22 protein-coding genes are annotated in these 20397 nt (G+C 41.9%); 5 read left to right on the forward strand and 17 right to left on the reverse strand.

The genetic code is table 11. From position 1 onward, the window contains the following. Positions 1 to 341: 341 nt before the first annotated feature. Complete coding sequence (locus ACIROD_RS23100) at positions 342 to 674, forward strand: hypothetical protein (protein WP_427574747.1); 333 nt, start codon at positions 342 to 344, stop codon at positions 672 to 674. A 345-nt stretch (positions 675 to 1019) separates the two neighbouring features. Here the strand turns inward: ACIROD_RS23100 and ACIROD_RS23105 are convergent, their stop codons facing one another. The 3 genes from ACIROD_RS23105 to ACIROD_RS23115 are packed head-to-tail and all read right to left on the reverse strand — an operon-like array spanning position 1020 to position 2745. Further along, entirely contained in the window at positions 1020 to 1247 is a 228-nt protein-coding gene (locus ACIROD_RS23105; RefSeq protein ID WP_101224995.1) for a group-specific protein, read from the reverse strand. A gap of 47 nt (positions 1248 to 1294) precedes the next feature. Continuing rightward, positions 1295 to 2572, reverse strand: coding sequence for an ammonium transporter (locus tag ACIROD_RS23110; protein WP_402944690.1), 1278 nt, complete (start codon positions 2570 to 2572; stop codon positions 1295 to 1297). Then, positions 2569 to 2745 carry a hypothetical protein gene (locus ACIROD_RS23115; protein WP_402944693.1) on the reverse strand — a complete coding sequence of 59 codons (177 nt, stop codon included), beginning with the start codon at positions 2743 to 2745 and terminating at the stop codon, positions 2569 to 2571. Before ACIROD_RS23115 ends, ACIROD_RS23110 begins: the two co-directional genes overlap by 4 nt. Before the next feature lie 493 nt (positions 2746 to 3238). On the opposite strand from ACIROD_RS23115, the gene ACIROD_RS23120 reads away from it, so the two are divergent. The 4 genes from ACIROD_RS23120 to ACIROD_RS23135 all read left to right on the forward strand — a co-directional run bounded on the left by ACIROD_RS23120 (position 3239) and on the right by ACIROD_RS23135 (position 6009). Continuing rightward, positions 3239 to 3442, forward strand: coding sequence for a DUF1657 domain-containing protein (locus tag ACIROD_RS23120; RefSeq protein WP_101224998.1), 204 nt, complete (start codon positions 3239 to 3241; stop codon positions 3440 to 3442). 234 nt (positions 3443 to 3676) lie between these two features. Beyond that, positions 3677 to 4681 (forward strand): stage V sporulation protein AD, encoded by a 1005-nt coding sequence (gene spoVAD, locus ACIROD_RS23125; RefSeq protein ID WP_101224999.1) that lies wholly within the window; start codon positions 3677 to 3679, stop codon positions 4679 to 4681. Positions 4682 to 4911: 230 nt separating this feature from the next. After that, entirely contained in the window at positions 4912 to 5118 is a 207-nt protein-coding gene (locus tag ACIROD_RS23130; protein ID WP_101225000.1) for a DUF1657 domain-containing protein, read from the forward strand. Between the two features lie 30 nt (positions 5119 to 5148). Beyond that, positions 5149 to 6009 carry a DUF421 domain-containing protein gene (locus ACIROD_RS23135; protein WP_402944698.1) on the forward strand — a complete coding sequence of 287 codons (861 nt, stop codon included), beginning with the start codon at positions 5149 to 5151 and terminating at the stop codon, positions 6007 to 6009. Here the strand turns inward: ACIROD_RS23135 and ACIROD_RS23140 are convergent. The 14 genes from ACIROD_RS23140 to ligA form a co-directional block, all read right to left on the reverse strand. After that, positions 6006 to 6530: a YitT family protein gene (locus ACIROD_RS23140; RefSeq protein ID WP_402944701.1), complete on the reverse strand. Its 525-nt coding sequence runs from the start codon at positions 6528 to 6530 to the stop codon at positions 6006 to 6008. The genes ACIROD_RS23135 and ACIROD_RS23140 overlap by 4 nt on opposite strands. Before the next feature lie 329 nt (positions 6531 to 6859). After that, positions 6860 to 8230 (reverse strand): 23S rRNA (uracil(1939)-C(5))-methyltransferase RlmD, encoded by a 1371-nt coding sequence (gene rlmD / locus ACIROD_RS23145; protein WP_101225003.1) that lies wholly within the window; start codon positions 8228 to 8230, stop codon positions 6860 to 6862. A gap of 231 nt (positions 8231 to 8461) precedes the next feature. After that, positions 8462 to 8644 carry a hypothetical protein gene (locus ACIROD_RS23150; protein ID WP_157831128.1) on the reverse strand — a complete coding sequence of 61 codons (183 nt, stop codon included), beginning with the start codon at positions 8642 to 8644 and terminating at the stop codon, positions 8462 to 8464. Positions 8645 to 8682: 38 nt separating this feature from the next. After that, positions 8683 to 9258, reverse strand: a complete 576-nt coding sequence (locus tag ACIROD_RS23155) for a GNAT family N-acetyltransferase (RefSeq protein WP_101225005.1) — start codon at positions 9256 to 9258, stop codon at positions 8683 to 8685. 62 nt (positions 9259 to 9320) lie between these two features. Then, the gene (locus ACIROD_RS23160) at positions 9321 to 10235 is read right to left on the reverse strand and encodes a diacylglycerol kinase (RefSeq protein ID WP_101225006.1); all 915 of its coding nucleotides are present in this window, start codon (positions 10233 to 10235) and stop codon (positions 9321 to 9323) included. A gap of 180 nt (positions 10236 to 10415) precedes the next feature. Beyond that, positions 10416 to 11342, reverse strand: coding sequence for a LiaF transmembrane domain-containing protein (locus tag ACIROD_RS23165; protein WP_402944707.1), 927 nt, complete (start codon positions 11340 to 11342; stop codon positions 10416 to 10418). After that, on the reverse strand, positions 11339 to 12403 hold the full coding sequence (locus ACIROD_RS23170) for a hypothetical protein (RefSeq protein WP_402944710.1): 1065 nt from the start codon (positions 12401 to 12403) through the stop codon (positions 11339 to 11341). The genes ACIROD_RS23165 and ACIROD_RS23170 overlap by 4 nt, the downstream gene beginning before the upstream one ends. Further along, entirely contained in the window at positions 12396 to 12863 is a 468-nt protein-coding gene (locus ACIROD_RS23175; protein ID WP_402944713.1) for a hypothetical protein, read from the reverse strand. Before ACIROD_RS23175 ends, ACIROD_RS23170 begins: the two co-directional genes overlap by 8 nt. Continuing rightward, entirely contained in the window at positions 12860 to 13402 is a 543-nt protein-coding gene (locus ACIROD_RS23180; protein WP_230177948.1) for an RNA polymerase sigma factor, read from the reverse strand. Before ACIROD_RS23180 ends, ACIROD_RS23175 begins: the two co-directional genes overlap by 4 nt. Before the next feature lie 154 nt (positions 13403 to 13556). After that, entirely contained in the window at positions 13557 to 14984 is a 1428-nt protein-coding gene (gene gatB / locus ACIROD_RS23185; RefSeq protein WP_101225011.1) for an Asp-tRNA(Asn)/Glu-tRNA(Gln) amidotransferase subunit GatB, read from the reverse strand. 12 nt (positions 14985 to 14996) lie between these two features. Continuing rightward, positions 14997 to 16457, reverse strand: coding sequence for an Asp-tRNA(Asn)/Glu-tRNA(Gln) amidotransferase subunit GatA (gene gatA, locus ACIROD_RS23190; RefSeq protein ID WP_402944718.1), 1461 nt, complete (start codon positions 16455 to 16457; stop codon positions 14997 to 14999). 12 nt (positions 16458 to 16469) lie between these two features. After that, the gene (gene gatC / locus ACIROD_RS23195; RefSeq protein WP_076372748.1) at positions 16470 to 16760 is read right to left on the reverse strand and encodes an Asp-tRNA(Asn)/Glu-tRNA(Gln) amidotransferase subunit GatC; all 291 of its coding nucleotides are present in this window, start codon (positions 16758 to 16760) and stop codon (positions 16470 to 16472) included. 350 nt (positions 16761 to 17110) lie between these two features. Further along, entirely contained in the window at positions 17111 to 18280 is a 1170-nt protein-coding gene (locus ACIROD_RS23200) for a CamS family sex pheromone protein (RefSeq protein WP_402944721.1), read from the reverse strand. A gap of 11 nt (positions 18281 to 18291) precedes the next feature. Beyond that, the gene (ligA, locus tag ACIROD_RS23205) at positions 18292 to 20298 is read right to left on the reverse strand and encodes an NAD-dependent DNA ligase LigA (protein ID WP_402944725.1); all 2007 of its coding nucleotides are present in this window, start codon (positions 20296 to 20298) and stop codon (positions 18292 to 18294) included. Between the last annotated feature and the right edge of the window lie 99 nt (positions 20299 to 20397).

The raw sequence follows: 20397 nt of genomic DNA on the forward strand, positions 1-20397 counted from the left end.
CTGACTTACACTCTTTTCTTTATATACGGATTATCCTTGGAATTGGTTTCAAGTTGGATAAAAGAATTTCTCCTCCCCTAAACGATATAGGAACCGGATGGTTTCTGCAAATTTATTGAAATTTTTTCTGTAAATTACCCCTTCTTCCCGCTAATATGGGCTAACGCCTAGTCACTTCACCGGAACTGACATAAGTTATAGGGTATCCATCCTGATTTTAAAAAGGAGAGTTGACCATGAATTCATACGGATTTTATCCTTATCCACAACAAAATGGAAATCATCAGTACTTTGAACCAAATTTTAACCCATACTTCCAACAGCCTGAACGATTTGATTATATGCCACAGCAAGATTGGAACCTTCAGCAGGTACAAGAAAATCCATATAGCCATGTGCCAGACCAATTCGATATTGAAAGGCAGCCTCAACAACTTGAAAGAAGAATCCGGGAACTTGAGCGTCAAAACGAGCGTCAAACGAGGGAACTCAATCGGCAGAACCAAGAAATCACGCGGATAAATCGTGAAGTGAACCGCATTAACCAGGAAATCACAAGGCTAAGTCAAGCGGATCAGCGACATACGAATAGGTTAAACAGACTGAATCAAAGACTTCGGGCAGTGGAAAGAAACCTTAACATCCCCTTCACCGCGACAGATGATGGTTTTTAAAGATAGCAGGAGCTCATTATGGGCTCCCGCTTTTTTATTTTTCCATGCTTTTATCGAAGGCCTGGTAGTCAGTTCATGAAATTTAATCAAACGATTGATTAAATCTTTAAAGATCCGCTAAACCTTTGTCCGCGTTACTTAAACTCTTAAAAGAATACCTTTTCGTTTACAGTCATGTTTTCGCTGCCTTAAATGTTATTCCTGCTATCTTCTTTAAAAAAGCAGTTACAATTACTTTTGCACCGAATAAAAAGAAAATAGGAGTCAGATTCCCGCGCCCAATCCCTTAAATCGTTTAATAAGAAAAAACAAAAAAAACGGAAGTCATCCTCCGTTTTTTTCCCTTTACAACATTAACCGTTTCAACTTTTCGTTTCTTGATTCCTGTTCCTCCTGGGTAGACAAGTCATACTTCTTCAATAGATGAAAAAGTTCATTCAATGTTTCCTGCGAATTCCCTTTTTCCAGATATCGATCTAATGTTTGACTTATTTCGCTTGGTAAAAATCTCTTTTGACTTTCAAATTTCAGCCTGACATCTTGCTGCGAATGATTAAGATTGCATGCACCCATTTAAATTCACCTCTTACTTATCTTGATACTATCTTGTATTATAGTCATTACCTTGTCAATTCTTCATCCTGCTTATAGTAGTCCTCGACCTTGATGAACTCCGGCGAGGTATGTGTGGCCATGATGCCATGATAACTGATATCCAATCCGAGTTCTTCTTCTTCTTCAGTGGATCTGATAGGCAGCCAAACATTTATAATTTTAAAAACGAACCATGTCAATGTAAAGCCCCAGATGCATAACACCACTAATCCTAATGTTTGAACTCCGAGCAAATGCCATCCCCCACCGGCGAACAATCCGTTTTCAGTGGAGAAAAGCCCTACCGCTATCGTACCCCACATCCCTGATGCCGCATGAACAGGAAAGGCGCCAACCGGGTCATCAATTTTTCGGGTTTCCAGCCAATTGGTCGCAGCTAACATCAACATTCCAGAAACTGCTCCAATCAACAATGCCGAAAGATCACTAACGAATGCACAGCCAGCCGTAATCCCGACAAGACCTGCAAGTGATCCATTGATGACGGAAGGTGCATCCGAGCGTCCATATCTAAAAAGTGTATAAAGCAAGGTTGCCGCTCCCCCTGATGCAGCTGAAAGCATCGTGACAATTGCAATATGGCCAATGCGTCCATCAGTAGCTTGCAAGGTGCTTCCAGCATTAAACCCAAACCAGCCAAACCATAAAAGAAATGCCCCAACAGATGCCAGTGGGAGATTGCTCGGCAGTGAAATGGAGCTAGTCCCCCGTGAAGTGAATTTTCCTGCTCTCGGCCCGATTACAATGGCGGCCGCAAGTGCAGAAAAACCGCCTAGTGCATGTATGACTGCTGACCCTGCGAAGTCCTGCATGCCTAACAAACTTAACCAGCCACCACCCCATACCCAGTGACCGGCAATCGGATAGATGAATGCCGTCATCATTACGACAAAAATAAGATACGCCCGAAAATTGATCCTTTCTGCAACGGCTCCCGAAACGATGGAAACGACCGCGATGACGAATGCCCCTTGAAATAACCAAAATGCGTCGATGGAAATCGTAAGGTCTATATGCGACAAATCACCTTTCAGCAGAAAGCCGCTTGCTCCAATAATTCCAAATACATCCGCTCCATACATTAAGCCAAAACCAACGACGAAATAGCAAAGCGTTCCAATCGTAATATCGGCAAAAACCTTCATGATGATGTTCACATTATTCTTCGTACGGACGAACCCTGCCTCCAATAAAGCAAACCCGCCCTCCATCAATAGAATCATGGCTGCTGTCAGAACCACCCAAATCGTATCCAAGCCAGCGTTTAACGTTTCTAGAGTCATCTTGGGGTTCCCTCCGCTTTCTGCCAGGCCATTATTTCTTTAATGATGTCTGATGGTAAATTAATTTCCCGTTTTTCCGGTTCAGCTTCAAGTAAACCGATCATCTCATTTAAAAAAGCGACCTTCTGTTTTATTTTCTCGATTTGTTTATATCTATCTTTAACATTCACCAAATGCTCAACGGCCTGGTGATGACTTGGAGCACGCCCTGTAAAAAAACGTTTAAATGGTGATAGGGATTGATACCAAGCTTCCTCAGCTCTTCGTTTTTGCTCATATTTATGAATTTTACCTTTAATCGATTCAATTTCCGACTCTTGGTTGCTTTTATGGAATAGCAGTCCTTTTACAACTTCTTCAGATGAAATTTCAAAAACAACTCTACTATATAAATCATCATGAATATAAATGTCATATCACCTCACGTAGTCACGTTATGTTTTCTAATTATATTAATAATTCTGAATTCAGTCAATAATTAAGAAATAAAAACCACTTTGCGTAATGAATGATATTAACCTCACTTTTTGTCTGTTGTCCTTCATTAATCAAACGTTTGATTAATGGACTGAGATAGTTAACTCATCCAGATAAATATTGGAAGGTATAGATAATCATTTTTTTCTTATTCTAAACAAGAAGATATAAACTAGGGAGGTCCTATATATGACAGTAATAAACGATGTCAAAACAACATTAGCCGGGCTGAAAAGTGCTCAAGCGAGCTTTGAAACCTTCGCCCTTTCAACAGATAATGAGCAAGCCAAACAACTGTACCAGCAAGCTGCCCAACAAACACAAACGATTGTGGACAGCATCACTCCTCGCATTGAAGAGATTCAAAATGAGGAACCTCAATATAAGCAATAATCATTCATATAAAAAAGGGTGGTTAAGGCAACCAGCCCTTTTTTGTATCCATTCATTTCTTTTCTATATCAAGCGTTTTTCCGTCCTTACCGGACTTATGGTGTATTGAATTGGCGGTAATGCAGCTATATCTGTTAGGGAACGGCACCAATATATTCAAATTGGCGAATCATTTATGTTAATACTTGGTTTTACCTTAGCACTGACAATACTCATACATTGGGGTGGTTTATAATGCTTACGGGGCATCGCACATGGGTGTTTGATCAAAAGCCTGTCATCGTCTCCACAGGAACTGTCGGCGGTCCATTTGAAGCAGACGGTATGCTTGCGGATGATTTTGATCTTCTCCATTCCGATTTATGGATAAATCAAGATACCTATGAAAAGGCACATAAAGTCTTATTGGAAGAAGCGAGCACAAAAGCAATCGAAAAGGCTGGTCTTCAGAAGGAACAGATTCAATTTTTCCTTGGAGGCGACCTTATCAATCAAATAACACCTACCAGTTTTGCCTGCCGAACACTGGGAACGCCTTATCTCGGCTTATTTGGCGCCTGCTCCACCTCCATGGAGGGATTGGCGCTTGGTGCTTATCTTGTCAATACCAAAGGAGCAGAGTATTTATTGACAGGAGCATCAAGTCATAACGCCGCAGTAGAAAAACAATTCCGCTACCCAACTGAATACGGAGGGCAGAAACCTCCAACAGCCCAATGGACCGTTACAGGAGCCGGCGTGGCTTTATTAAGCAGCGCCGGGGAAGGACCAAGGGTCACTTCAGCTACGATAGGCCGGGTCATCGACATGGGCCTCACTGACCCTTTCAATATGGGAGGTGCCATGGCCCCGGCCGCCGTGGATACGATTGAAGCCCATTTAAGAGAAAGAAACCTCGACCCATCCTATTATGATCTGATAGTGACCGGGGATTTAGGGAAAATTGGACATGAAGTTTCTCTGGAATTATTTAAGAAACATGGTACGCCGATTAAAGAGGAGCAATATAAAGATTGCGGTTTAATGATATACAGGGATGGTCAACCCGTCCTGTCCGGGGCAAGCGGCCCAGGATGTTCCGCAACCGTCGTTTATGGTCACTTATTGAATCGCATGAAAAAGGGAGAAATAAAACGATTGCTCGTCGTGGCTACAGGTGCTCTATTATCTCCCCTTTCCTTTCAACAAAGTGAGACGATTCCATGCATTGCCCATGCCGTATCGATTGAATATGAGTAACCACAACCATGATTTACTTGTGTAACGGGACAGATAAGATTTGAAGTATACAAACAGACGCCTGCTCATACCGGATGAACATTCTGCGGAGGTGGTTTCGGAAGCGTTAGCGGATGCGGAAAAGACTGGATTGTTCGGTTGTTGCCGCTCGCATGTTTGAAGTAACCGGTGCATGGGATAACAGCCTGGAGTGTTCTGACCCATAGACCTAAAGATTAGGAGGATGCTGCATGACGATAGCTTCCAATGTAAAGCAATGTGTATCTAGCCTAAAAGGAGTTGAAGCAGGTTTATCCAGCTTAGCACTCCGGACTCAAGACGATGAATCTAAACGCATCTTACATGAAACGATGCTGGTGGTGAATGAAGTTATTAAGGATGTACAGAAGCGCGTAGGCGAGTTAGAAAGGGAAGAACCGCAATATAAAGGTTTTTAATGACCATGATCAAGCAGGAGGTGTTTGGTAATGCCGGGTTGGATAGAAATTGTTTTGCGTTCATTTTTCTTTTTAATTGTTCTTTTTTTGATCACTAAAGTGTTAGGAAAAAAACAATTATCCCAGCTCTCCTTTTTTGAATATGTAACGGGCATAACCATTGGTAATGTTGGGGCAGAATTAGCTACAAAAGTGGAGGGCAATATTATACATGGCGTACTGTCCATTCTCGTTTTTGCCATAGCACCCTTCATTGCAGGTTTAATATCCTTAAAAAGTAAAACTTTCCGTGATCTTGTGGAAGGAAAAGCATCGGTTTTAATCAAAGATGGGAAAGTCATGGAAGATAATTTAAAAAAAGAGAAATATACCATCGATGAATTGTTAGGATTGCTCCGGAAAAAGGATGTCTTCGATATTTCTGAAGTTGAGTTTGCCTTATTGGAAGCCAACGGGGATTTTTCCGTAATGTTAAAGAAGCAAAATCAACCTATAACAGCCAAGGACCTTAACTTGCCTGTAGCTGCAGTAAAGGAGCCACAAACCATCATTATGGACGGCAGCATACTTGATGAACCACTTTCCACGATTGGTCTGAACCGAAATTGGCTTCATACTGAATTGGATAAGCTGGGTGTACTCCTAGAAAATGTGTTTCTTGGTCAAGCTAATTCTAACGGAGAATTAACTGTGGACCTTTATGATGATAAGCTTAAAGTTCCTTCCCCTCAAGAAAAACCTCTTTTGCTCGCGACCTTGAAAAAATGCCAAGCGGACTTAGAGTTGTTTGCCCTTGGAACTGAATCAAAGGAAGCTAAAGAGATGTTCAGCAAAAATAGCGAAAAGCTGCAAAGGGCAATAGATGAAGTAGCCTATATCTTAAGGAACTAATTATTCCTTACTTTCATAAGCGATGTGATCAGTCCAATGATGACGATCGTCACACATGAAAAAAGAAAAATTTCGATCCCTAAGGTAAATGCTGCAGCTGAAATGATTAGTGTATCTATGACGATAATCGCCAAAGCAATATCCATGGAAGTAGATTTTGAGATGATTTTAGCTAACATATCCGTTCCCCCGCTGCTTGTCTCATATCGAAGCATGAGTCCTATGCCCATCCCTATGATGGCACCGCCAATCAAAGAGCTTGTTAGTATCGAAATGGAAAAGACCTTTTTCAATGGATTAAGCCAATCCATAAAAAGGGATGTCAAAAGCAATCCGTGAACGCTGCTATAGAAAAAAGGCCGTTCATAGTACCAGGCATATAAAAATATAGGAATACTAAGGATCAACATGGAAAGCCCCGTTTGAAAACCAAAGAAATAATGAAGGATAAGTGCAATCCCAATAACGCCGCCATCTATTAAATGATGGGGAACTAAAAAACCATTGATTCCAATGCCCACCAAAAAGCTACCAACAATTACAGCCACCGCTTTTTGAAAATTAATAAAATCACCTTGCCTCCCAATCCATATATTCCTTAATATATGTCCAAGTCAAAGCGTCAAGAATAAACATGAAAAAAAAAAAAAAAAAAAAATGTCCCTCCCTTCCCCTCAAACTAATTACGGTAAAAAGGTCCCGATCATTTAGACCGGGACCACAGTTTGTAGGGAAAAGCGCGTCTAGGGAGACCCGCGGAAAACGAGTGCCTTAAACAAAAATCAACGTCCAAATTGTACAAGCCATAGAAAAACTGTAGGCCCAGTCAATTAGACCGGGCCACACTCATTCATTTCAACTCTAATAACACTACATTTTCAACATGTGTCGTCATTGGGAACATATCGACAGGCTGGATATCAACCGCTTTATATCCGCCTTCTTCCAATATATGAAGATCACGCGCTAAAGTGCCTGGGTTGCATGATACGTATACGACTTTGTTAGGTTTCATCTCGATGATCGTATTCAGAAGGGATTCTTCACAACCTTTGCGAGGCGGATCCACAACGATGACATCCGCAGTGTTGCCCTTTTGATACCATTCAGCAATAACGTTACCTGCGTCGCCGACCATGAATTCTGCATTTGAGATTTCATTCAATTCAGCGTTGCGGCGTGCGTCTTCTATCGCATCTTCGACCACTTCGACACCGATTACTTTTTTCGCCTTTTTAGCTAAAAATAAAGAGATGGTTCCAATGCCGCAATAAGCATCTATCACCGTTTCTTCACCCGTCAGCCCTGCATATTCAAGAGCTTTATCATAAAGGACTTTCGTTTGGTCTGGATTGATTTGGTAGAAGGATTTTGCTGAAATCGCAAACTTCACATCACCGATCATATCATGAATCACTTCGTCGCCCCATAGTACAGTCATTTTATCGCCTAAGATAACATTCGTTTTCTTGGAATTCACGTTTTGAACAATGGATTTCACTTGCGGAAGACGTTCAACGATTTCCTTCACGATGGTTTCGATGAAAGGAATACTTTTCGTTCTTGTAACAAGAACAATCATTAATTCGCCTGTTTGCTTGCCATAACGGGCCATGATGTGCCGTAAAACACCTTTATGTGCCTCTTCATTATAAGCAGGAATACCAAGTTTACTGAAAATCTCCTTAACAACTTGAACGGCTTCATTGATCACTTCATTTTGGATAATGCTTTCTTTCGTTTCAACAATTTCATGTGTCCGCGGTTTGAAGAATCCAGCTATTAGCTTGCCATCCTTTTCACCAACAGGTACTTGCGCTTTATTGCGATAGTGGGTCGGGTTCTCCATCCCGATGATCGGGTGAACCTTCGCATCCTCAAGTTTCCCGATTCGTGTCATCACTTCACGCACTTGCTTTTCCTTGAATTCCAACTGTCCTTCATAGCTCATATGCTGCAGCTGACAACCACCGTATTTAGGGTAATCTTCGGTCGTGACCTCAACACGGTATGGACTGTTTTCGATAATCTCCATCAAGCGGCCGAAGCCATAACCCTTATTAGCTTTCATCACTTTAATTTTTGCTTTTTCACCTGGAAGGGCGCTCTGAACAAAGATCGGGTAGCCATCGACTTTAGCGACGCCAGCCCCTTCATGTGTTAAATCTTCAAATAAAACCTCTATAATATCATTTTTAGCAACTGGTGCTGTTTTTTTCATATCATCTTCTCTTTTCTTTTTTATGCTAGCCTGTATTTTACCACAATAGAGGCCTTGTCACAAAACCGCTCACCAATTTACCTTGGTTTTCATAAAAATATAGTGGAAGGAATTACGGATTTTTCATAGTTCCATGAATAAAAGTTCACTAAAAAAAGAAAAATAAGGAAAAACAGATGAGGTGAGGAAATGGGTTTATTTAACTCTATATCGGCCTGGAATGCTACAAGGTTAGAAAAACATCGTGCAAGTATGGAGGAAAAAGGCCTCTGTCCAGATTGTTACGGACGTGGATACAGCTCCTTCGTACCTACGGAATATCATTTTTCCGATATACACGACTGTCCCGGCTGTAATGGCACCGGCGCTTACGCTGATTGGGCCGCCATGAATGGACAGCAAATGTAATCGCATACAGTGCCATATATTAAATGAGTAAAAAGAACCCCCTGTTAAACAGGAGGTTCTTCTATTTCCTTTACCATATAGCGAAATTCATGACCGCTAATCGGAATGGTTTTAATTTCCACATACCCCAATCTGCCATAGAGACGATTCGCCGCTTCATTTTCCTTTTCAACAACCAAAGAAACCCTTGGATATCCCTTATGTTTAGCATATCCCTCAACATATTGAATCAGTGCACTGCCAATACCTTTTCCTTGAAAATCCGGGTCGACGGATACTGTATCCAAATAAAAGTCTCTCATTTCCGCTTCCTTATCGAGCGTAACGCTTGGGTCTTTCATCTTCATCCTTAATTGTTTCACTATCGGTTCATCCAAGCTTTCGGCATCCTTGCCATGGTAAGCAATGATCAATCCAGATACTTGTCCATCATGTTCACTGACAAGCGTATTTTCATAGCTGACCCGATTCCCACTTTTCCTGAACAAATCGGCAAGAACGGAAAGTATCTTTTCTTCTTCCGTTTCACCAGTCAAAACCTCTGCAATTTCCTTAATCGCTAACCGTGTCAATACGGCTGCCTTTTTTGCATCGTCCGGTGTCGCTTTCCTGATATACATGTTTGTAATTCTCCTTGCTTCATTAAACTGAAAAGGCCACCAGATTCAGTGGCCACTTCAACCTATTTATTTGCCGGATCATCCGGCAGTATTCCTTGCGGGATGAATACATCAAAATGGCGGTACTGATTTACGAATTCAGCTGGGGCCATCCCGCCAAATTCCCCATCCAAGTTAAGCATCATGTCCTTTTTGGCATGTACTTTAATTCGATTGGCTTTTTCATAAATGACGTTTTTATCATGTATATGTTCACCGCGCATTGCCAATGTTGCGACACGGACAATATCAGCGAGGTTTGCCTTTTTCAAAATAAGCAACGTGAACATCCCATCATTCAAAGAGGCGTCAGGAGCCAGTTTCTCGAAGCCGCCGACCGAATTCGTGTTAGCCACCAAGAAAAGCATGATCTCTCCTTCAAAAAGCTTTCCATCATATTCAATAGAAACTTCCGTCGGCTTAATTGAAGGAAGCATTTCAATTCCTTTAATATAGTAGGCTAGCTGACCAAGCATGGTTTTCAGCTTGATTGGCACGTCGTAGGTCAATTCGGTCAATCTGCCCCCGCCAGCAATATTGATGAAATACTTATCGTTCATTTTCCCGATATCGACCGGCATCGTATGCCCACCGGCTATAATTTCGGCCGCTCCTTCGATCGACTTCGGTAAATGCAGCGCCCGGGCGAAATCATTGGTCGTTCCCGTCGGAATGATTCCTAGTTTCGGACGTTTCTCTGCAGTGGCCAGTCCATTAACAACCTCATAAATCGTACCGTCGCCTCCTGCTGCAATAACTACATCATAGCCGCGTTCAATCGCTATCTTAGCCGCTTTCGTCGCATCCCCGGCACCGGTCGTCGCATGTGCAGAAGCTTCATAACCAGCTTCTTCAAGTTTTGCTAGCACACCTGGCAGGCTCTTCTTAATGGCTTCCCGGCCCGAAGTCGGGTTGTAAATCAACCTTGCTCTTTTCATTTCCCATCATCCTTATACATATTGATTCCATAATTTACATCTTAATCCTTCGTTACATGAAAAGCAATATTCGAAAAAAAGAGGACCGTATTTCGGTCCATATCTTTTACATTTTACTAGAAATCGCATCAGGGAAAATTATAATGCTTTTTACAATTTTATTCTAGTAAATGATTTCAATCATGGATATTGAACGTTCACGTTAAATGTATCGGTAACCATTAAAGTATGTTTCCCATCACCAGTATTGAATATCCCATTCTTTTTTACAATGCCTTCATCACTTGTTCCTTTTTTCACTTCAGTCATCTTCCAGCCACTCTCGGGGCCTTCAAGTTCCTCGACCCCTCTAGCATCTATCTTGATATCACTATTATCCTGAAGGACTACACTTAGATTTCCGCTGTCCTTCACACTCCAGTCATTCAAGAGGTTTCTAGGCTTCAAGACAAGATCGGTACTTTGTCCGTCAATTTCCACTGCCAATTCAGCAGGGATTATAAGGGTTGCCTTAAGATTCCTTGTACCACTGTCCAAAAGTCCATTTTGACTCGGTAAATCCTTGAAGCTAATATAAAGAGTATCACCATTTCTTTCAACAAGTAAATAATCTTCCGCTTTGTTCAACAATGAATCATCATCTTCCATTACCCGCTCACCATATGTTCCAAAAACGGAAACTTCTTCGTCCTTACCACTTTCAATTGTCAATGGGTATGAACCAGTGTCCAGGACAACTCTCTGTATGCCCTTTCCTGCCTTTTGATTGAAACCAGGCAAATTGACCGTTTTCTCTTCACTATTAACGGCAGCCCTAACTTGATCCAACAATCCGCTGGATGTAAGCAGAATTAAAACTATTCCCGTCGTTCCAAGCAATCCAACGAAAAGAATGCTAAGAATATCATACTTTACAAAAGAACTTTCTTTTCTGGAAAAATAAATATAAAAGAGAATCTCTGCACCCAAGATAATGAACAGCAACGGCCACCACGATAGCAGAATCGTCGTCAAATTCATATCCGAAATTTGAGAAACGAGTAAAACAAAACCCAAACCAACCAGGGAGATCCCCATTGAAATCGTTCCGACTCTCCATGTTCTCATTTAGTCTCCTCCTCGGCTCTACCTTTTTTACTTCCCGACAGCAGTTTGATTCCCCCGCCTATGAGAAGGATGCATACAAGTCCTTTTTGAAAATAATCTCTAAACCAATACTCCAAGTTGCTTCCAATCCATTCATCCAAATGAGGGGCAATGGCCGGGACGATTATATTACTGGCCAAGAAATAGATTCCAATTCCCACCAACCCCAATCCTAGCCATTTTTGGTGATTGACCATACCCGAAATGATGGGCGTATCTTCTACTGGTCCCTCTTCCATTTTCGAGGCTTTTTGCAATCCATCAAAAAAACTATAAAACCAGATAATCGGAATAAGGAAAAAGAAGAAACCTAACCGGAGTAAATCCAGTATGTAAATGGCGAATAAAAAGCCGGCCATCAATTGAATTCCACGTTTTTGCAGCCCCAAATATAAGTGACCTGCACCAGGAAAAATGGCGAGTAAAGTCGCGACCGATTTACTCTTCTTCCCGGATTCCCTTCTCTCCTCGAAGTCTTCCAAAACGGTCCGATCGATAAGCTCCTCACCTCTTTGCTTTTTATTCAGCTGTTGAACAGAATCAAAAAAGCTGTAAATCCAGATAACAGGCAATAATGCCATGAATATCAACAGACCTTCCAATTGTGTCATCACACTGATGAATACAACCATGATGCCAAGGCCTAAAAAGCCGATGAGAAAAATGAGTCCCCGATTCATGAGACCCAGCTGAAAATGCCCTAATCCTGGAACGAATGACAGGATGATTACATAAAATCTTTCCGTCTCCGGCTGATCGGCCCCTACATTCTCTTCATTTTTAGGATTCCTCAGTGAGGTGACCACCAAATCAAATATACTGATGAAATAAAACACCATTCCAATAACGGAAAAAGCCAGAAACGCATCCGATTGACTGATCAACGAAAGAAATAGACCTCCAAGCCCCAATCCAGCCGTGGCAAGAAAATAAAATAACCCTTTATATTTCCTTCCTAGGTAAAAATGTCCGAAACCTGGCAGAAACGATAATAAAAAAGCTAATACCGGACTTTTATTCATTTCTAAACCCCTCCTTATTCTTCTTTTCGATTGTGTCCATCCAATTAAATGTTTTATCAATAAGTCCATCGGTTAAGGACTGCGTTTCCCTTCCGCTGCTTGATTCCACAGAATCCACGTATTCCGTCAATGATTGAAATACTCCGCCTGCCATCAATAAAATGGTAAACCCGGCCGCGATCAGATAATGTCTTGTAATCGTCCGAATTGATTTCTCTTTTCGGTGTTGTTTAGCCTCTTCACCAGAACCTTCTTTCAATCGGCTAATCGAGTCCATGACCGGACCTGCAATATCAAATCCTTCGATGTCCAGACTGGTTTCTTCTTTTTCCATCGCTTCCATATAGGCGGACAAACACTTGTCACAGGAGTATAGATGATTTTCATATTCAATTTTTAGAGCCTCTGGTATTTCATCTGCCAAATATGCAACCCATTCTGCTTCAGGAACATGATTCACGAAAAATCCTCCTCTTTCCAATGTTTTCTCATCCAATTTCTTGCCCGATATAGCTTTACCTCGACAGATTTCACTTGAATATGCTGTTCCTCTGCAATTTGCTTGAATGTCTTTTCCTTTATGTAATAGCTATATACAACATCCCGATATCCCTCTGGAAGGTCATTCAGCTTCCGTAATACTTGCTTTCGCCTTTCATTCAGAAAGAATACCGCCTCGACATCATCCGTTAAGCCCAAATTAGCTTCCGATGAATGTTCTTCCTGCAATTCTTCCTTTTGGCGTTCCCTCTTTCTCTTTAAATCAATTGCATGATTTACCGCAATTCGGGTAATCCAGGTTTTGAAACCTTGGTTCTTATATTGAGGAAGAGAGGTGTAGATTTTGATAAAGACTTCCTGGGTAACATCTTCTGCATCCTTTTGATTCCGCAAGACGGAATAGACGGTCCTATAAATCGTCTGTTTATATGTTTCAATCAACATTCGGAATGCATGATCATTCCCAGCCCTTACCTTCTCAACTAACTCATCCGTCACTTCTCTTCCTCCTTTCCTTTTAATCATTCATGTAATAGACGCACAAAAAGGAGTTACCCCTACAGATAACTCAAAAATTTTTTCGCTTTTTCACAGTAAAATCTTTTCTTAATCAAGAGAAAACCGTACCACTTTAAAAGTGATACGGTCAATATTAACGTTTATTGATTTCTTCCACCAAAATTTTATTAACAAGCTGTGGATTGGCTTGTCCTTTTGTCGCTTTCATGATCTGTCCGACAAGGAAGCCGATTGCTTTTTGTTTACCGGCCTTAAAATCTTCAATTGATTGCGGGTTATTATTCAATGCTTCTTCAACGGCTGTACGCAATGCGCCTTCATCGGAAATTTGGACTAGTCCCTTCTCCTTGACGATCGTTTCAGCATCCCCGCCGTTTTCAATCAATTCTTTGAAAACTTTTTTAGCGATTTTAGAAGAAATCGTGCCATCTTCAATCAGCTTGATCATTCCAGCCAACGATTCAGCAGTCAATTTGACTTCATGCAGCTCTTTACCTTCTGCATTCAAGAAGGCGGAAACCTCACCCATGATCCAGTTAGATGCCAGTTTTGCATCAGCTCCTGAAGCGACTGTCGCTTCAAAGAAATCAGCACTTTCTTTCGTTACCGTTAAAACGGCTGCATCATATTCAGGTAAGCCAAATTCTTCGACATAGCGTTTTTTCCGGGCATCCGGAAGTTCCGGAATCTCGGCAGCGATACGCGCTTTCCATTCTTCATCGATATGAATTGTCAATAAGTCCGGTTCCGGGAAGTAACGGTAATCATCGGAGCCTTCCTTAATTCGCATTAGTACCGTTCTGCCTGTAGCTTCGTCGAACCGGCGTGTTTCCTGTTCGATTATGCCGCCTTCATTCAAGATTTCCGCTTGGCGGATTTCTTCATGCTCCAACCCTTTGCGGACGAAGTTGAATGAGTTCAAGTTTTTCAATTCGGTTTTCGTACCGAATTCTTTTTGGCCGACAGGTTTCAAGGAAATGTTGGCATCACAGCGAAGTGAGCCTTCTTCCATTTTACAATCGGAAACGCCGGTGTATTGAATGATGGATTTCAATTTTTCCAGATATGCATAAGCTTCTTCTGGGGAAGTGATATCCGGTTCGGATACGATTTCAACTAGAGGCGTACCTTGGCGGTTATAATCACAAAGTGAATAGTTCCCTTTATGTGTCAGCTTTCCAGCATCCTCTTCCATATGAATGCGGGTAATGCCAATTTTCTTTTTCTTGCCGCCCACCTCAATCTCAATCCAACCATGCTCACCGATCGGCTGATCGAATTGTGAAATTTGGTATGCTTTAGGATTGTCCGGGTAAAAGTAGTTTTTCCGGTCGAATTTCGTAATCTCCGCCACTTCGCAATTCAGGGCAATTGCAGCCTTCATTGCAAAATCAACAGCCTTTTTATTGACGACAGGCAATACACCTGGGTAGCCTAGGTCGATTACAGTCGTGTTACTATTTGGAGCGGCACCAAAATGATTTGGGCTCGCTGAGAAAATTTTAGAATCCGTTTTTAATTCTACGTGTACTTCTAGACCAATCACCGTTTCAAAGTCCATTTTTTTCACCCCTTACAGCTTAGGAAATTGTTTATGAAAATCTGTTGCTTGCTCAAATGCGTGAGCCGCGCGGTAAATCGTGCTTTCATCAAAATGCTTACCAATCATTTGCAGTCCAAGCGGAAGACCATTCGCTGCGAATCCACATGGCACGGATATACCCGGTACACCAGCAAGATTGACTGGAATCGTCAAGATATCATTTGCATACATCGTTAATGGATCGTCGACTTTTTCACCAATTTTAAATGCAGGCGTAGGTGTAGTCGGCCCAACGATGACATCGTATTTTTCAAAAACATCTTCAAAGTCTTTTTTGATTAACGTACGTACTTTTTGAGCCTTTTTATAATAAGCATCATAATAACCTGAACTTAAGGAGAAAGTTCCAAGCATGATACGGCGTTTCACTTCGTCACCGAATCCTTCTGCACGGGTTTGCTTATACATTTCTATAAGTGTTTCTGCATTATCTGTACGGTGTCCGTAACGCACACCGTCAAAACGTGAAAGGTTAGCCGAAGCTTCCGATGAAGATAGCAGATAATAGGCAGCTAAAGCATATTTGGAATGCGGCAAGGATACCTCTTCCCATTCAGCTCCAAGCCCCTCTAATACTTTTAATGCTTCAAGTACGGAATTACGTGCTTCTTCACCAACGCCTTCACCAAGATATTCCTTAGGCACAGCTATTTTCAATCCTCTAACATCGCCTGTTAATGAATTCACAAAATTCGGCACGTCAACATTGGCAGAAGTCGAATCCATTGGATCTACACCTGAAATCGCTTCAAGCAAATAGGCGTTATCTTCAACCGTTCTTGTAACTGGCCCAATTTGATCCAGTGAAGACGCAAATGCTACTAGTCCGAATCGGGAAACCCGTCCATATGTAGGTTTTAAGCCGACAACTCCACAATAGGCAGCTGGTTGGCGGATCGATCCACCCGTATCGGAACCTAAAGAGAATAGGACTTCACCGGAAGCGACAGATGCAGCTGAACCGCCCGAAGAACCGCCTGGCACATATTCCGTGTTCCAAGGGTTGCGTGTTGCCTGAAATGCGGAGTTCTCATTGGAAGAACCCATCGCAAACTCATCCATATTCAATTTCCCGATCGTAACCGTTTCTGCTTTCTGTAGCTTTTGAACAACGGTTGCATCATAGATTGGATCAAAGTTCTCCAAAATTTTGCTCGCACAAGTCGTACGCAAATTTTTAGTGACAATATTATCCTTCACTCCGATTGGCATACCAAATAAAGCGCCTTCGTTCTCGCCTTTTACCAATTGATCATCCAATCGTTTTGCTTGATTGCGGGCGTTTTCTTCATCAAGTGTCAAAAATGCCTTCACCTTGTTCTCTACTTGTCCGATTCGCTTATACGATTCGTTAACAAGATCAGTGACACTTATCTCTTTCTTATGTAAGCGTTCATGAAGCTCAGAAACCTTTTGTTCGAACAACGACATCATTGTCCCTCCTTATTCAATTATTGATGGTACACGGATATATCCTTCTTTGCTATCCGGTGCATTTTTAACTACTTCTTCAACTGGCAATCCCGGTTTTGCGACATCTTCGCGCATAACATTCTTCATATCCAAAACGTGAGAAGTCGGGTTTACTTGATCCGTATCAAGCTCATTCAACTGCTCCGCGAATGAAATCATTTGGTCAAGCTGATGCTGAAACTGTTGTGCTTCTTCTTCCGTAATGGCCAAACGAGCCAAATGGGCAACGTGTTTAACTTGTTCCATAGAAATACGTGACATTCTCTTCACCTCCGAAAAAATATCCAAATCGACTGAATTTCGTCGCTTTTCTCCATATAATCATCGTTTAAATCATATCAAACTATTACACAGTAAAGCAACAAGAGATACAATGTCGAAATTCAATTATTTCATAAGGAAAAAGAGATATTTTCCGGGAAATATGGGGAAGTTGCCGGAATTTCCGGGGAAATGACAATAAGTCCTTTAAAATTCGACAAATGTTCCCTTTTTAAAGCAGTTGCTCCCTAAGATGGAAGGGTTTACTTCCTGTTTAAAGGTTATTTTGGATACATTCCCATTTAAAAGCGGGACACAAAAAAGATGAAGCCGCTAAGCTTCATCTTTTTTCATTCATATATATGAACGGTTGGTTCGTCCTGATTCGCTTCACGGACTATGAGTGCTTCAGGTCCATTTACAGAGGTGATGGATACCTGTACGGCAATATAGTTCGGGAAACGTTCCATTACAAGGCCAGCAACATATTGGGTAAAGCCGATCGCTTCGGAGTTCCCATAAAATTGAATGGGGATATCGATGTTCAGACTTTGCAATTGATCATCCATATAGAACGCCCTGCCGATGACTCCGTTAAAGTTAGGGAAGTATTCTTCGACATCTTCTTTAAAGTTCGTGAATGTATTGACGTCATCACGGTATTTTTTTTCAGCCCCTGCAGAAGGAAATAGGAAATACTCTTCGTCCAGGTTCGTCCATTTTCCAATATTGTCAGAGTTTTTATCGATATTCGTATAGGAAATGAAATTCCCAGGGACTACTGAAGATTTTTCATTTTGCTCGAATAAGGCAATCGTAATCGGAACATTTTTCAGCTTGTCCATTTTACGCAGCCTTTTCAGGACTTCTGCAGCAATTTTCTCCCCTTCTTGCTTTAGCTTGTTACTATCGATTTTATTTTCATAGGTGGCACCGAATTCTTCCTTTTGATAGTAATGCACTGAATTCAACGCAAGACCTATTACAACTCCGCCAAGGCTCACTGAATTATCTTTTGTTTTCACCAAGTAATTATGTTCTAAAATATGGGCAAGATAGATCGGATTTTCTTCATTCCGCTTATCAATGTCACCTTTACCCGGATCAACCGGATTCAAGCCAAGGTTCTCTGAGGCTTTCTTCTTCTTTTCTTTCAACTGACTATCGGTATATTTTCTGTTCAGCCAGGAAGATATCGTGGAACTATCTAGCATTTGCCCCTCTTGAAACAGGTAATCTTCCGGGTCGAATTGGGTTTGTGCCAACCGCATCAAACCATTTTCGAATTCTTCAATGTCATATCGGGTATTTAGATTGGATACGACCAAACCGCGTGCTTTTGATGGTTCAAACGGTAGGATTGTTTGATAATATTCTTCCGAAATTTTATACTTCGGAATAATTGCCGATTCTTTTTTGTCTTTGGAGTCTTGAACTACCTCTTGCTTATCCTCAAAACTAGGCGCACATCCAGCAAGAAGCAGTATAAGAATCATCCCCAAAATAGAGTGTTTCCTCATAGCTACACCTCTTATTTATTTAGTTCCTCAATCAGTCTCTCTTCATCCCATACCATGACGCCTAGGCTTTCAGCTTTTGCCAGTTTGGAACCGGCATCTTCGCCAGCTACGACCAAATCGGTTTTCTTGCTGACACTTCCAGCAACATTAGCTCCTAGCGCCTCTAATTTCTCTTTTGCTTCGTTACGTGTTAACTGATGCAGTTTCCCCGTTAAAACGACTGTTTTACCGGAAAAAATGGAGTCGATATCTTCTATAGAAATAGCTCTTTGCCCTTTGAAAGTAAGATTCACACCGGCTGCATCCAGCTCATTCAATAATGCATGGACTTCTTCCAATTCAAAATAAGCTACGATGGAATCAGCCATCTTATCGCCTATTTCATTAATGGCCGTTAGTTCTTCACGGCTCGCCCTGCTTAAGGCCTCCATCGTCCCGAATTCCCTCGCAAGCGTCTTGGCAGCTTTGGAACCAACATGGCGAATGCCCAGCCCGAATAGTAATTTTTCCAACGAGTTGGTCTTCGAAGCTTCGATTGCTTGAAGAAGTTTATTGACGGATTTATCCCCCATCCTTTCCAAAGCAATCAGTTGATCGTATGTAAGCTTATAAATATCAGCCACATCTTGTATGAGTTCTTCTTTAAATAACAAGCTAATCACTTTTTCACCAAGACTGTCTATATTCATTGCTGTACGGGAAACAAAGTGAATCAAACCTTCCCGTATTTGTGCAGGACACTTCGGGTTGATGCAGCGTAAAGCAACCTCCCCGTCCAGCCGGACAAGTTCACTGCTGCATTCCGGGCACTCAGTCGGCATCTGGAACTCGACTTCTTCCCCTGTACGGCGGTCTGCCAGCACATTGACTACCTCTGGAATGATATCGCCCGCTTTTTTCACGACCACTTGATCTCCGATTCTGATGTCCTTTTCACGGATTAAGTCTTCGTTGTGAAGTGAAGCTCGCTGTACAGTGGTACCTGCTACCCGAACGGGATCCAAAACTGCGGTAGGGGTCAATACACCCGTACGGCCAACATTCAGCTCGATATCCCTTAGGGTTGTAATGACTTCTTCAGCTGGGAATTTATAAGCAATCGCCCATCGCGGACTTTTTGCAGTAAATCCTAATTCATCCTGCTGTTCAAGGGAATCCACCTTTACGACAATTCCATCAATATCATAGGCTAAGTTTGGACGTTGTTCCGTCCATTCTACTATATAGGCCAGCACTTCTTCTATATTCGAGCATCTTTTTCTTTCCCGATTCGTCTTAAATCCGAGTCGATCCAATAAATCCAGACCCTCACTGTGGGAACGGACCCCTGTTTCGCCCAAATCGGCAATCGCATAAAGGAAAATATCCAAGCTACGTTTCGCAGCAAGTTTTGGGTCAAGCTGCCTTAACGAGCCCGCAGCTGCATTTCTTGGGTTTGCAAATGGTTCCTCACTGCGTTCTTCCTTAGCCTTGTTTAATGATTCGAATGATTTTTTTGGCATGAAGGCCTCACCGCGCACTTCTATGGCAACCGGCTCCCGCAGCTTCAATGGAATCGATTTGATCGTTTTTAAATTAGCGGTAATATCTTCACCGATCGTTCCATCTCCACGGGTTGCCCCTCTTACGAAATATCCATTTTCATATTGAAGAGTGACGGCAAGTCCATCAATTTTCAATTCACATACATAGGAAAAATCGTCACCTACAGATTGTCTGACCTTTCTGTCAAAATCCCGTAAGTCACTTTCATTGAAGGCATTGCCTAAACTAAGCATTGGTGTGGTATGCTCCACTTTTTCAAACATATCCAAAATGGCGCCACCGACCCGTTGTGTCGGTGAGTCCGCCGTTTGCAGTTCCGGAAATTTCTCCTCATACTCAATAAGTTCACGGAGCAGACGATCATATTCAGCATCAGGTACTGATGGCTGGTCCATGACATAATATTCATAGCTGTATTGGTTCAACAGCGTTTGCAGCTCTAGAATTTTCTTCTCTGCAGCTTGTAAGTCCATACGTTCAATCCTTTCTAAAGAAGACTCCACCGCACTTCTTATAGAAGAGCGGTGTCTAAAGTCAGATATCCCTATTCTTTACCAGTGGAAGCATATTAA

Origin of the sequence: Peribacillus sp. NPDC101481, assembly GCF_044767165.1 — a bacterium.
GTDB lineage: Bacteria > Bacillota > Bacilli > Bacillales > DSM-1321 > Peribacillus.